Here is a 12,824-nt window from a genome sequence, read left to right on the forward strand (position 1 = left end):
CCGTGCGGCACACGGCCCGCGTCCCCGTGGCCCCGGTGCCGGCCGCGGGGCACACCGCCGGGCGCCGGTCAGGGCCTGGGGACGTTGCGCAGGTTGGAGCGGGCCATCTGGAGCATCCGGCCCACTCCCCCGTCCAACACGATCTTGCTGGCGGACAGGGCGAAGCCCGTCACCATCTCCGCCTTGATCTTCGGTGGGATGGACAGCGCGTTGGGGTCGGTGACGACGTCGACGAGCGCGGGGCCCCGGTGCGCGAAGGCGTCCTTGAGCGCACCCGCCAGCTGCTTGGGCTTCTCCACCCGCGCGCCGTACGCGCCGGCGGCACGGGCGATGGCCCCGAAGTCGGGGTTGCGGTTGGCGGTGCCGTACGAGGGCAGGCCCGCCACCAGCATCTCCAGCTCGACCATGCCCAGCGAGGAGTTGTTGAACAACACCACCTTCACCGGCAGGTCGTGCTGGACGAGAGTGAGGAAGTCGCCCATGAGCATCGAGAACCCGCCGTCACCGGACAGGGAGACGACCTGCCGCCTCCGGTCGGTGAACTGCGCGCCGATCGCCTGCGGCAGGGCGTTGGCCATCGAGCCGTGGCTGAACGACCCGATGATCCGGCGCCGTCCGTTGGGGGTGAGGTAGCGGGCCGCCCACACGTTGCACATACCGGTGTCGACGGTGAACACCGCGTCGTCGTCGGCGATCTCGTCGAGGACGGACGCCACGTACTCGGGGTGGATCGGCCTGTGCTTCTCCACCTTGCGGGTGTACGCCTTGACGACCCCTTCCAGGGCGTCGGCGTGCTTCTTGAGCATCTTGTCGAGGAACCGGCGGTCGGTCTTGGGGCGCACGCGTGGGGTGAGGCAGCGCAGGGTCTCGCGCACGTCGCCCCAGACGGCCAGGTCGAGCTTGGAGCGGCGGCCGAGGTGCTCGGGCCGTACGTCCACCTGGACGATCTTGACGTCGTCGGGCAGGAAGGCGTTGTACGGGAAGTCGGTGCCCAGCAGGATCAGCAGGTCGCACTCGTGAGTGGCCTCGTAGGCGGCGCCGTAGCCGAGGAGCCCGCTCATCCCCACGTCGTAGGGGTTGTCGTACTGGATCCACTCCTTGCCGCGCAGGGCGTGCCCGACGGGCGACTTGATCCGCTCCGCGAACCGCATCACCTCCGCGTGCGCGCCCTTCGTGCCGCTGCCGCAGAACAGCGTGACCTTGTCGGCGTCGTCGATGAGCCGGACCAGGGCGTCGATCTCCGCGTCACCGGGGCGCACGGTGGGACGCGAGGTGACGAGCGCGTGCTCGACCGCCTTCTCCGGGGCCTCCTCGGAGGCGATGTCACCCGGCAGGGACACCACGCTGACGCCGCTGCGGCCGACGGCGTGCTGGATGGCGGTCTGGAGCAGCCGGGGCATCTGCTTGGGACTGGAGATCAGTTCGCTGTAGTGGCTGCACTCCTGGAACAGCCGGTCCGGGTGCGTCTCCTGGAAGTAGCCGAGCCCGATCTCGCCGGAGGGGATGTGGGAGGCGAGGGCCAGCACGGGGGCCATCGAGCGGTGCGCGTCGTACAGCCCGTTGATGAGGTGCAGGTTTCCCGGCCCGCAGGAGCCGGCGCAGGCGGCGAGGCTGCCGGTGATCTGGGCCTCGGCGCCGGCCGCGAACGCGGCGGTCTCCTCGTGCCGGACCTGGATCCAGTCGATGCCGCGGGTGCGGCGGATGGCGTCGACGACGGGGTTCAGGCTGTCCCCGACGACCCCGTACAGCCGTCGCACGCCGGCGCGGACCAGGATGTCGACGAACTGTTCTGCCACATTCTGTTTGGCCATGCGTCCATCAAGTCACGGCGTACGCGGTTACGCCTCCCAGATCGCCACACCCGTACGGTCATCGGCGTATCCCTTCACCCTCAGCTGGGTGTCCACCAGGAACTGCGCCAGTCCGGGCGGTTCGCCGGTGGCCCAGCGCCCGGCGAGTTCCCCGGCGAGGGCGGGCTCGTCGCGCAGCGGCTCGGCCAGGCCGCGGCCGGCGAGGAGCAGGGTGTCGCCGGGCCGGGCGACGGAGGCGCGGAAGCGGAAGGGTTCGGCGGGCGGCGGGACGGGGTCCTCGACGTACGGGGCCGGGGGCGTCGTGATGCCGAGGTCCATGGTCAGCCGGTCGCCCTGCTCGGTCTCGGCCGGCGGCGAGCCGTAGCCGATGACGGGCTCGCCGGTGAGGGCGGACGGCTCGGGGACGGCCGGTTCGATGTCCTGCCAGACGCCGTCGCGGAGCCGGAAGAGCCCGCCCTCGCCGACGCCGAAGAACACCCGGGTGCGGCAGCCGGGGTCGGCGGTCAGCAGCAGGCAGCGCAGTCCGGCGGTGTACTGGCCGGGCGCCACGCCCAGGTCCGCGGCGCGGGCGCGGAGACGGCCGTAGGAGCGGTCGGTGAGCCGGTGCAGTCCGGACTTGAGGTCGCGGCGGCGGCCGGCCCGGATGTCCTCGGCGAGCCGCGCGTGGCTGCGCCCGACGGCTTCGCCGATCCAGCGGCAGACGTCGGCGGCGGCGAGGTGCGCGCCCGGGGCGGAGCGGGCGCCGGTGGCGACGGCGGCCAGCACGAGGGCGGACGCCCCGGTGCCGAAGCGGGCGGTGAGCAGCGCGTCGCGGCGGGGTTCGCCCCGGTGACGCGCGGAGTCGCCACGTACGGACACGGCCCGCAGGGTGTACGTCCCGTACCGGGCGCCGTCCAGGACGGTGTCGGCGACGAGTTCGTCCAGCTCGTCCGGCCGGGCCGGGGGCAGGGCGGTCGGTTCGGGCTCGTAGGTGGGCGGGCGCTCGCCGACGTGCCCGACGCGCGGCCGGGGCAGGCGGGACGGGCGCGGGCCGCCGGGGAACGTGCGCGGGGCGCTCGCCGGGCCGTCCGGGTCCTTCGGTTCCCAGGGGGCGCGCCCCCGGCCGGGTGGACCGGCGGACGGTCCGGCCGGGGTGGCGTCCGCCGCCGTCGGGTCGTACAGCTTGTCCCACCAGTCGTCCCCGCCGGTGGTGGGCGTATCCCCCTGTGGGCTCATGCCCATAATTGTCGACCGCGCGGGGCGTACGAAAACGGGCGAGCGGAAAAGTGGTCCGCCGGGCGGCCCCACCCCCCACGGGAAGGACGCCCGGCGGACCGGCGTGATCGACGCACGTCATACGCGCGGACCACGGTTCTTGGGGATGGGCGGAGTTCGAGAGTAGACCGCTTTGGTCCAATCGTGAACAAGACGTCCACGGAGTGAGAGGGGGTCCCAGTGGTGCTGGCGGCGATAGGGCTGGACGAGCGGCAGGAGGCGGCGTACCGGGCGCTGGTCGCGCTGGGTGCGGCCGACGTGGCGGACCTGGCGCACCGGCTCGGCCTGCCCGAGGCGGAGACCGAGCGGGCGCTGCGCCGGCTGGAGTCGCGGGGGCTGGCGGCCGGGTCGTCCGCGCGGGCCGGGCGGTGGGTGGCCGCGCCCCCGGCGGTGGCGCTCGGCGCGCTGCTCACCCGGCAGCGGCACGAGCTGGAGCGGGTGGAGGCGGCGGCGGCCCGGCTGGCCGAGGAGTACCGGGCGGAGGCGGCGGAGCCGGCGGTGCCCGACCTGGTGGAGGTGGTGACCGGCGCGGCGGCGGTGGAGCGCCGGCTGGACCAGTTGCTGCTGGGCGCGGCGGAGGAGGTGTGCGCCCTCGTGACGGAGGGCCCGCTCGCGGTGCCGGCGCGGGGTGTGGCGTGCCGGGTGGTGGTGGAGCGGGAGGTCCTGTCGCGGCCGGGCGGCGCCGCCGCGCTGTCGGCGGCGCTCGGCGGTGAGGTGCGGCTGCGGGTGGCCGACCGGGTGCCGGCGCGGCTGGTGGTGGCCGACCGGTCGGCGGGCATGGTGCCGCTGACCGGTCCGGGGGCGGAGCCGGTGGCGCTGGTGGCCCGGGCGAGCGGGCTGCTGGAGTCGCTGACGGCCCTGTTCGAGGCGGTGTGGCGGGACGCGCTGCCGCTGCGGCTGGGCCCGGGCGGCGCTGCCGCCGAGGAGGCCCCGGCGGGCCCGGACGCGACGGACCTGGAGGTGCTGTCGCTGCTGTTGGCGGGCCTGACGGACGCGAGCGTCGCCAAGCAGCTGGACCTGGGCCTGCGCACGGTCCAGCGCCGGGTGAAGGGGCTGATGGAGCTGGCGGGCGTGACGACCCGCCTCCAACTGGGCTGGCACGCCCATGAGCGCGGCTGGGTGACCCGCGCCTGACCCGCGGCGGCGGAACGGTCCGGGTCGGGCCGGGCCGGGCTGACCTGGCGGGAGCGGGAGCGGTCCGGGCCGGGACCCCGGCTGACCTGCGTGAGGGGGAGCGGTCCGGCAGGCTGGCGGTATGGGTGCGTGGCAGCTGCTCCTGGCCGGGCTGGTGATGCTGCTCGGCCTGTTCGGCGTGCTCGTCCCGGGCGTGCCCGGCGCGTGGCTGGTCTGGGCCGCGGTGATGTGGTGGTCGCTGCATGTGCGGACCGGTGCGGCGTGGTGGCTGCTGGTCGGTTCCAGCGCGTTGCTGCTGGTGACGCAGGTGGTCGTCTGGCAGCTCCCGGCGCGCCGGCTGCGCGGTGTCGGCGTGACGCGGCGGATGGTGGCGTACGCCGGTGTCGGCGCCCTGATCGGGTTCGTCGTGCTGCCGGTCGTGGGGACCGTGCCCGGCTACGTCGGGGGGATCTACCTGTGCGAGCGGCGCCGCCTCGGCGGGCACGGCCCGGCCATGACGTCCACCCGGACCGTGATGCGGGCGATCGGGACGAGCGTGCTGGTGGAGCTGTTCGCGTGCCTGCTGATCGTCGGCGCCTGGACGGGCGCCGTGCTGGCCGGCTGACCGCTCCTCAGCCCAGCAGAAGCGCGGCGTACGAGCGCCAGGGGCGCCACTCCTCGCGGTCCGCCCCGGCGTCGGGCGCCACGTCCGGGTCGCCGAGCGCCCGCATCCGGATGAGGGCGGCGGTCCGGGCGTCCACCCCCGGTACGCCGCGCAGCGCCCGCTCGGCGGCGGCCCGGTCGGCCCCCGGGTCGAGCCGCACCTCGCCGGCCGCGAGCGCCGTGGCGAGGGGCCCGGCCGCCGGGTGCCGCCGCAGCGCGCCCGGCTCGGGGAACAGGTGGGTGAGCCCGCCACAGGGCACGTCCAGTGCCGTGCCGTGCTCCTCGACCAGCCGGGCCGCCTCCGCCCGGTCCACCAGGGCCCGCAGCGCGTACTCCTCGGGCTCCGCCGCGCCGGGCGACCGCGGCCCGAGGGCGGGGTCGATGCCGAGGCGCTCGGCGACGGCGTACGGATCGGCGTCCAGGTCGAACAGGCGTCGCAGCCGCTGGACGGCGGTGGTGAGGTCCCGCAGGTCGCCCAGGTGCAGCCGGGCCTCCAGCCACGGTCCGGGCGAGCGCTCGCCGACGGCGACGATTCCTGGGCCGTACGGCAGCCGCAGGGTACGGCGGTACGTGCGGGCGCCGGGCGCCCCGACGACCTCCTCGATCCGCGCGACGGCCTCGCCCTCCAGCAGGTCGAAGACCGCGCGCCGCGCGTACGCGCCCCGGTACGCCAGCCGCAGCGCGATCCCCCCGGCGCCGCCGCCCGGACGCCCCCGTGCCTCCGCGCGCAGTCCGCTCGGCGTCCGCGCGTAGATCCGCCGGATGGTGTCGTTGAACTGCCGGACGCTGGCGAACCCGGCGGCGAAGGCGATCTCCGTCACCGGCAGCCGGGTGGTCTGGAGCAGTACCCGCGCGGTGTGGGCGCGCTGCGCGCGGGCCAGCGCGACCGGACCGGCGCCGAGCTCGGCGTTGAGCTGCCGCTGCACCTGGCGTGCGCTGTACCCGAGCCGGTGCGCCAGCCCGGGCACGCCCTCGCGGTCCACCACCCCGTCGCCGATCATGCGCATCGCGCGGGCGACGACGTCGGCGCGGACGTTCCAGGCGGCGGAGCCGGGTACGGCGTCCGGCCTGCATCGCCGGCAGGCCCGGTAGCCGTGCCGCTGGGCCGCCGCAGCGGTCGCGAAGAACGTCACGTTGCACCGCTTGGGCGTGACCGCCGGGCAGCTGGGCCGGCAGTAGATGCCGGTGGTCCCGACGGCGAAGAAGAACTCGCCGTCGAACCGCGCGTCCCGGCTGCTGACCGCGCGGTATCTGGTGTCCTCGTCCGTCACGGCACCAGTCTCCGTGCTGGGAGGACCGCCGCGCTGGCGGTTTTCGGACATCGCGTCCGGCCGGTGGGGCGCCCCGGTGGGCGCCGGCCCGGCCGGCCGTGCCCGGCCGGTGGGGCGCCCCGGTGGGCGCCGGCCCGGCCGGCCGTGCCCGGCCGCCCCTGCGCCGGGGCGCCCCCGCCGGGACGGGCGTGCCCGGCGGAGGGACGGCCCGCCCGCCGGGGGCAGGCTGCCCCTGCCGTGGCCGAGTGCTCGGCGGGGGGGGCCGGGGCCGCCCCCGCCACGAACGGCCGCCCCGCCGGGGCCGGACCGCGGGCGGGCGGGGGCCGCCGCGCCGCCTCGTTCAGCGGTTGCGGCCGCCGCGCTTGGCCTCCAGGGCCGCGCGGCCCACGGCGGACTTGCGCTTCCAGTCCTTGAGGATCTCGGACCGCAGGCGGGCGTCGGTCTTGGCGACGATCCGCTGGTTCTCGCGCAGCAGCTTGCGGTAGCTGTCGAGCCGCCGCTGCGGCAGCGAGCCGTCCTCGATGGCGGCGAGGACCGCGCAGCCGGGTTCGGCGAGGTGGGCGCAGTCGTGGAAGCGGCAGTCCTCCGCCAGTGCCTCGATCTCGGAGAAGACCTGGCCGACCCCGGCCTCGGCGTCCCACAGGCCGACGCCCCGCAGTCCGGGCGTGTCGATCAGGACGCCGCCGCCCGGCAGGGTGAGGAGGTTGCGGGTGGTGGTGGTGTGCCGGCCCTTGCCGTCGACGTCGCGCGTGGCCTGGACGGCCATGACGTCCTCGCCGAGCAGGGCGTTGGCGAGGGTCGACTTGCCGGCGCCGGAGGTGCCGAGCAGCACGCTCGTACCGCCGGAGACGACGGCGGCGAGCACGTCGACGCCTTCGCCGCCGGTGGAGCTCACCGGCAGCACCTGTACGCCCGGCGCGACCGTCTCGACGTCCTGCACGAGGTAGGACAGGCCGACCGGGTCGGGCACGAGGTCCGCCTTGGTGAGGACGACGAGCGGCTGGGCGCCCGATTCCCAGGCGAGGGCGAGGAACCGTTCGATCCGTCCGAGGTCCAGCTCGACGGAGAGCGGGACGGCGATGATCGCGTGGTCGACGTTGGCGGCGAGGATCTGGCCCTCGGACCGCGTCGAGGAGGTGGACCGTACGAATGCGGTCCGGCGCGGCAGGTACGCCCGGACGTAGCGGGGCGTGCCGTCCGTCTCGACGGCGGCCCAGTCGCCGGTGCAGATGACCCGCAGGGGGTCGTGCGGGGTCACGAACGCGGTGTCGGCGCGGACGACACCGTCCGCGGTGATGACGTCGCACTGGCCGCGGTCGACGCGTACGACCCGCCCGGGGACGAGGCCCTGGTCGGCGTACGCGGCGAATTCCGCCTCCCATCCGCCGTCCCAGCCGTACGGGGACAGGGCGTGCGAGGGGGACGGGAAGGACGGGGAAGAAGAAGCGAGAGACAAGGGGGAACCCTTCCGAGGGTGGCCCCGGACGGCGCCCGCTGCGGGCGATGTGTCAGCCGGTGGCCACGGAGGTGGAGTGGAGGATCGTCGTGACGCGGGCAGCGCCCATCGCAATGACAGCCATCGGTCACACCTCCCGGTCCTGCGCTCGTGGTTCGACGTCTCGCGTTCCGCGGGCCCCGCGGAACGGCCTCACTCTAGGCGGGCGCCCGGTGAACGCGCCAAGGGTTTTTCTCAGTTCGCCGTCTGCGCCTCGGGCACGCCCGACGCCCCGGGCGCCCCGGACGCCTCGGCGATCTCCTCGTGCCCCGGCGGCGGATCGTGGCGCCGCCCGGGACGTCGGTGGAGCGGGCCGCGGTGGAGCAGCCCGCGCAGGCGGCCGACGGTGGGTTCGGTCCAGCGGGCGGTGAGCGGGCCGAGGACGACCAGGATCAGTACGTACGCGGTGGCGATGGGTCCGATCCGGGGTTCGGTGCCGACGGCGAGGCCCGCGATGACGATGGAGAACTCGCCACGGGCGACCAGCGCCCCGCCCGCCCGCAGCCGGCCGCGCGGGCCGATGCCGGCGCGCCGGGCCGCGTACCAGCCGGTGAAGACCTTGGTCAGGGCGGTGGCGACGGCGAGCAGCAGTGCGGGCAGCAGGACCGGCGGGATGGCGGCCGGGTCGGTGGACAGTCCGAAGAAGACGAAGAACACGGCGGCGAACAGGTCGCGCAGCGGGGTGAGCAGTTCGCGCGCGCCCTCCGCGACCTCGCCGGAGAGGGCGATGCCGACGAGGAACGCGCCGACCGCCGCGGAGACCTGGAGCTGCTGCGCGATGCCGGCGACGAGCACGGTCAGACCGAGCACGACGAGCAGCAGCATCTCGGGGTTGTCGGAGGAGACGGCGCGGCTGATGAGGCGGCCGTGCCGCAGCGCGACGTACAGCACGAGGCCGACGGTGCCGAGGGCGATGACCAGGGTGATGCTGCCGCCGGCGAGTCCCACGCCGGCCAGCAGGGCGGTGAGCAGCGGGAGGTAGACCGCCATCGAGAGGTCCTCGATGACGAGGAGGCCGAGGATGACGGGGGTCTCACGGTTGCCGAGGCGGCCGAGGTCGGTGAGGACCTTGGCGATGACGCCGGAGGAGGAGATCCAGGTGACTCCGGCGAGGGCTACGGCGGCGACCGGTCCCCAGCCGAGGAGGAGCGCGGCGGCGGCTCCGGGGGTGGCGTTGAGGACGAAGTCGACGGCGCCGGAGGGGTACTGCGTCCTGAGGCTGGAGACGAGTTCGCCCGCGCTGTACTCGAGGCCGAGGAGGAGCAGGAGCAGGATGACGCCGATCTCGGCGCCGACGGCGACGAAGTCCCCGCTGGCGTTGAGCGGGAGCAGTCCGCCGTGGCCGAAGGCCAGCCCGGCGAGGAGGTAGAGAGGGATCGGGGAGAGGCCGACGCGTCCGGCGAACCGCCCTATGAGGCCGAGGCCGAGGATGACCGCTCCGAGCTCGATGAGGAGTGCGGTGGTGTTGTGCATGTCAGTCCCCCGCGATGATGCCGGCGAGGGTGTCCACGCCTTCGCGGGTGCCGACGGCGACGAGGGTGTCCCCGACGGCGAGCCGGAAGTCCGGTCCGGGCGACGGGTGGACGCTGGTGCGGCGCAGTACGGCCACGATGGAGGCGCCCGTGCGGGTGCGGGCCCTGGTGTCGCCGAGCAGCCGCCCGCCGTAGGGCGAACGGCTGCCGACGGGTATGTGCTCGGTGACCAGGTCCAGGCCGTCGGTGCGGATGGCGTCCACCGGCGCGGGGTCGATCAGGTGGGCGAGGCCGGTGGCCTCCTCGGGGGTGAGGGGCACCGACGCCTGGCAGGTGTCGGGGTCGTCGGCCGCGTAGAAGCCGAGGAACCGGCGCCCGTCGTGGTGGACGACGACGGAGATGTGCTGTCCGGCCTCGGTGGTGAACTCGTACTGCGTCCCGACGCCGGGCAGTGGGGTACGACGCGTGCCCATGATCGCCCCTCCGCGGTGGTCGCCGGCGGAGCCGGCGTACAAGAAGAAAGGATCTTCTTTACCGTATCATTACGTTGTGGTGGTGGCCGCGGCGCCGCAGGGGACGTCGAAGCGGTCGCCCTTGTCGCTCCTCAGGCCGCCGAGGCTCAGGCACCGTCGTCGAACACGTGCCGGCCGGCTCGGATGTTCCGCATGCCGCCGGTGCCGCGCACGGCGCCGGCGGCGCCCCACGACGATCCGGCGCCGCGGCCCCGCCTACACCGGGCCGCCGCCGTCCCGGTCCCGCTGCCGGTCACGCTCCCGGTCCTGGGCGCGCTCGCGGTCCTTGGCGCGCTCCCGGTCCTTCTCCCGTTCCTTGTCCTTGGCGGAGTGCAGCCGGGACTTCACGTCGTCCGGCGGCAGGAACCTCGACCAGCGCTCCGGGAACTCCGAGGGCATGTCCGGGTCCAGGTCGTCCAGGCCCTCGACCGCCGCCTTCGCCCGAGCGACCAGGGCCGCCGCCTCGGCCGTGCGGGCGCGCTCGTTCTCGGCGCGGGCGGCGGCGGTGGCGACCGACGGCCAGACGCGGTCGATCGCGGCGTTGACCGCCGCGCCCACCAGCACCGCGAACGCCGAGATGCCGATCCACAGCAGGACCGCGATGGGCGCGGCCAGCGAGCCGTAGATGGTCGGGCCCTCGACCGTACTGGTGAGGTAGATGCGCAGCAGGAAGCTGCCGAACACCCACATGGCGAGGGCGACCAGCGCGCCGGGGACGTCCTCGATCCAGGGGGAGCGCACCGGGACGGACACGTGGTACAGGGTCGTCAGGAAGGCGATGGACAGCAGGATCACGACCGGCCAGTACAGGACGGAGACGACCTCCGTGCCCCAGGGCACGAACTCGACCACCCGGTCGGGACCGACCACCGCCAGCGGCAGGACGACCGCGCCGATGAGCAGGGCGGCGACGTAGAGCAGGAAGGCCAGCAGCCGGGTGGCGACGATGCCGCGGTGGCCGTCCAGGCCGTACATCACCGTGATGGTGTCGATGAAGACGTTGACCGCCCGCGAGCCGGACCACAGCGCGATCGCGAAACCGATCGAGATGATGTCGGGACGGCCGCCGTGCGTGACGTCCGCCAGCAGCGGCCGCGCGATGTCGTTGACCCCCCGGTCGGACAGGACCGTGCCGACCGCCCCGAGGATGTTGCGCTCGATGGAGGCGACGGTGGTGGTGTCGGTCCAGTCGTCGATGTAGCCGAGGAGACCCAGCAGGCCGAGCATCAGGGGCGGCAGTGACAGGAGGGTGAAGAACGCCGCCTCGGCGGCGAGGCCGAGGATCCGGTACTCGATGCACGAATTGACCGTGTCCTTCAGGAGCAGCCAGGCCATCCTCCGCTTGGACACGTTGCGATAGAGGGCCCGGGCCCGGTGGAGTCTGCCCTGTGACCGAGGAGGTCCCGGGGGTGTTTCATTTGCTGCCTGCACCTCCTTACCGTATCCGCATGGCGACCACCACCCACACAGTGACCAACCAGCCTCCGCCCCTGGTCGGGTACGACGTCTTCACCGCCGATCATGCGCTGACCGAGGCCGTGGAGCGTCACCTTCCGCTCGAACTCCTCGACGAGGCCCGCCAGGAGCTGTCCTCGCTCGGCACCACCGCCGGTTCCGTCCAGGCGCAGGAGTGGGGGTTCCTCGCCAACGAGAACCCGCCCAAGCTGCGCACCCACGACCGGTACGGCCACCGGATCGACCAGGTCGACTTCCATCCCGCCTGGCACCGGCTGCTCGGCCACGCGGTGACCAACGGGCTCACCAACGCCTGGGGCCGGCCGGGCGGACACGTGCGGCGCGCCGCCGGGTTCCTGGTGTGGACGCAGACCGAGGCCGGGCACGGCTGCCCGCTGTCGATGACGCACGCCGCCGTCCCGGCGCTGCGCACCGACCCCGCGCTCGCCGCGGAGTGGGAACCCAGGCTGACCTCGCAGATCTACGAGGGCGAGGAGACGGCGCGCCCGGCCGCCGACAAGACCGGTGTGCTCTTCGGGATGGGCATGACGGAGAAGCAGGGCGGCAGTGACGTACGGGCGAACACCACGGCCGCGACCCCTCTGGAGGCGGACGGCGAGTACGTCCTGACGGGCCACAAGTGGTTCTGCTCGGCGCCCATGTCCGACGCCTTCCTGGTGCTGGCGCAGGCTCCCGGGGGACTCACCTGCTTCCTGGTGCCGCGGGTCCTGGAGGACGGCGGCCGGAACGTGTTCCGGATCCAGCGGCTGAAGGACAAGCTCGGCAACCGGTCGAACGCGTCGAGCGAGGTCGAGTTCGACGGGACGTGGGCGCGCCGGGTGGGTGAGGAGGGCCGCGGGGTGCGCACCATCATCGAGATGGTGGCGGCGACCCGGCTGGACTGCGTGGTCGGCTCGGCGGCGCTGATGCGGCAGGCGGTGGCGCAGGCGGCGCACCACGCCGCCTACCGCGGGGCGTTCGGCGGCGTGCTGATCGAGAAGCCGCTGATGCGCAACGTCCTGGCCGACCTGGCGCTGGAGTCCGAGGCGGCGACGACGCTGGCGATGCGGCTGGCGGCGGCGTACGACACCGACGACGAGCAGGAGAGGGCGTTCCTGCGGCTGGCGGTGCCGGCGGCGAAGTACTGGGTGACCAAGCGGTGCACGCCGGTGACGGCGGAGGCGCTGGAGTGTCTGGGCGGCAACGGGTACGTGGAGGAGTCCGGCATGCCCCGGCTGCTGCGCGAGTCTCCGCTGAACTCGATCTGGGAGGGGTCGGGCAACGTCCAGGCGCTGGACGTGCTGCGGGCCCTCCAGCGGGAGCCGATGGCGCTGAACGCCTTCCTGGAGGAGGTCGGCAAGGCGCGGGGCGCGGACCACCGGCTGGACGGGGCGATCAAGGACCTGCTGGCCGAGCTGGCCGACCTGGACGGGGTCGAGGCGCGGGCGCGGCGGCTGGTGGAACGGATGGCCCTGGTCCTCCAGGGGTCGCTGCTGGTGCGGTGGGCGCCGTCGGCGGTGGCGGACGCGTTCTGCGCGTCGCGGCTGGGCGGGGACTGGGGGGCGGCGTTCGGAACGCTGCCGCACACCCTGGACCTGGCGGGAATCGTTAAGCGGGCACGCGCGGTGGCATAGGAGCGCGAAGCGGGCGCCACGGGTGGCGAAAGGGATGGGGGTCTGCCGCCGGAGCCCCGAGCCGCTCGGGAAAGGCGCGGGCCGTGTGTCCGATCGGCCCGCGCCCCCGGAGCGGCTGGGATGGTGCTGCGCCGACACGGCACC

Annotated in this window: 10 protein-coding genes; 3 read left to right on the forward strand and 7 right to left on the reverse strand. The window is 74.4% G+C overall.

Annotation, left to right across the window (positions count from 1 at the left end):
* Window positions 1-68: 68 nt before the first annotated feature.
* Both AC07DW_RS15315 and AC07DW_RS15320 read right to left on the reverse strand, forming a co-directional pair.
* On the reverse strand, window positions 69-1,811 hold the full coding sequence (locus AC07DW_RS15315) for a pyruvate dehydrogenase (RefSeq protein WP_478858134.1): 1,743 nt from the start codon (window positions 1,809-1,811) through the stop codon (window positions 69-71).
* A 27-nt stretch (window positions 1,812-1,838) separates the two neighbouring features.
* The gene (locus tag AC07DW_RS15320) at window positions 1,839-3,026 is read right to left on the reverse strand and encodes a protein phosphatase 2C domain-containing protein (protein WP_478858135.1); all 1,188 of its coding nucleotides are present in this window, start codon (window positions 3,024-3,026) and stop codon (window positions 1,839-1,841) included.
* A 222-nt stretch (window positions 3,027-3,248) separates the two neighbouring features.
* Here AC07DW_RS15320 and AC07DW_RS15325 point away from each other — a divergent pair, with 222 nt between their 5' ends.
* Window positions 3,249-4,199, forward strand: a complete 951-nt coding sequence (locus tag AC07DW_RS15325; protein ID WP_478858136.1) for a helix-turn-helix domain-containing protein — start codon at window positions 3,249-3,251, stop codon at window positions 4,197-4,199.
* A 121-nt stretch (window positions 4,200-4,320) separates the two neighbouring features.
* A complete protein-coding gene (locus tag AC07DW_RS15330; RefSeq protein WP_478858137.1) occupies window positions 4,321-4,803 on the forward strand; it encodes a DUF456 domain-containing protein in 483 nt (160 codons plus the stop codon).
* Window positions 4,804-4,810: 7 nt separating this feature from the next.
* Here the strand turns inward: AC07DW_RS15330 and AC07DW_RS15335 are convergent, their stop codons facing one another.
* The 5 genes from AC07DW_RS15335 to AC07DW_RS15355 form a co-directional block, all read right to left on the reverse strand.
* Window positions 4,811-6,163 (reverse strand): DNA-3-methyladenine glycosylase 2 family protein, encoded by a 1,353-nt coding sequence (locus AC07DW_RS15335; protein WP_478858138.1) that lies wholly within the window; start codon window positions 6,161-6,163, stop codon window positions 4,811-4,813.
* Window positions 6,164-6,452: 289 nt separating this feature from the next.
* Window positions 6,453-7,568 (reverse strand): ribosome small subunit-dependent GTPase A, encoded by a 1,116-nt coding sequence (gene rsgA / locus AC07DW_RS15340; RefSeq protein WP_478858139.1) that lies wholly within the window; start codon window positions 7,566-7,568, stop codon window positions 6,453-6,455.
* 234 nt (window positions 7,569-7,802) lie between these two features.
* The gene (locus AC07DW_RS15345) at window positions 7,803-9,080 is read right to left on the reverse strand and encodes a cation:proton antiporter (protein WP_478858140.1); all 1,278 of its coding nucleotides are present in this window, start codon (window positions 9,078-9,080) and stop codon (window positions 7,803-7,805) included.
* Window position 9,081: 1 nt separating this feature from the next.
* Window positions 9,082-9,552 (reverse strand): cation:proton antiporter regulatory subunit, encoded by a 471-nt coding sequence (locus tag AC07DW_RS15350; protein WP_478858141.1) that lies wholly within the window; start codon window positions 9,550-9,552, stop codon window positions 9,082-9,084.
* 255 nt (window positions 9,553-9,807) lie between these two features.
* Window positions 9,808-11,022: a YihY/virulence factor BrkB family protein gene (locus AC07DW_RS15355; protein ID WP_478858142.1), complete on the reverse strand. Its 1,215-nt coding sequence runs from the start codon at window positions 11,020-11,022 to the stop codon at window positions 9,808-9,810.
* Window positions 11,023-11,039: 17 nt separating this feature from the next.
* Between AC07DW_RS15355 and AC07DW_RS15360 the strand changes: the two genes are divergently transcribed.
* The gene (locus AC07DW_RS15360) at window positions 11,040-12,680 is read left to right on the forward strand and encodes an acyl-CoA dehydrogenase family protein (RefSeq protein ID WP_478858143.1); all 1,641 of its coding nucleotides are present in this window, start codon (window positions 11,040-11,042) and stop codon (window positions 12,678-12,680) included.
* Window positions 12,681-12,824: the final 144 nt, after the last annotated feature.

The organism is Streptomyces sp. NPDC045701 (genome assembly GCF_056432045.1).

Coding starts and splice junctions, on each gene's coding strand:
- AC07DW_RS15345 (WP_478858140.1), bottom strand. CDS start 9,080: ATGCACAACACCACCGCACTCCTCATCGAGCTCGGAGCGGTCATCCTC.
- AC07DW_RS15335 (WP_478858138.1), bottom strand. CDS start 6,163: ATGTCCGAAAACCGCCAGCGCGGCGGTCCTCCCAGCACGGAGACTGGT.
- AC07DW_RS15320 (WP_478858135.1), bottom strand. CDS start 3,026: ATGAGCCCACAGGGGGATACGCCCACCACCGGCGGGGACGACTGGTGG.
- AC07DW_RS15360 (WP_478858143.1), top strand. CDS start 11,040: ATGGCGACCACCACCCACACAGTGACCAACCAGCCTCCGCCCCTGGTC.
- AC07DW_RS15315 (WP_478858134.1), bottom strand. CDS start 1,811: ATGGCCAAACAGAATGTGGCAGAACAGTTCGTCGACATCCTGGTCCGC.
- AC07DW_RS15350 (WP_478858141.1), bottom strand. CDS start 9,552: ATGGGCACGCGTCGTACCCCACTGCCCGGCGTCGGGACGCAGTACGAG.
- AC07DW_RS15330 (WP_478858137.1), top strand. CDS start 4,321: ATGGGTGCGTGGCAGCTGCTCCTGGCCGGGCTGGTGATGCTGCTCGGC.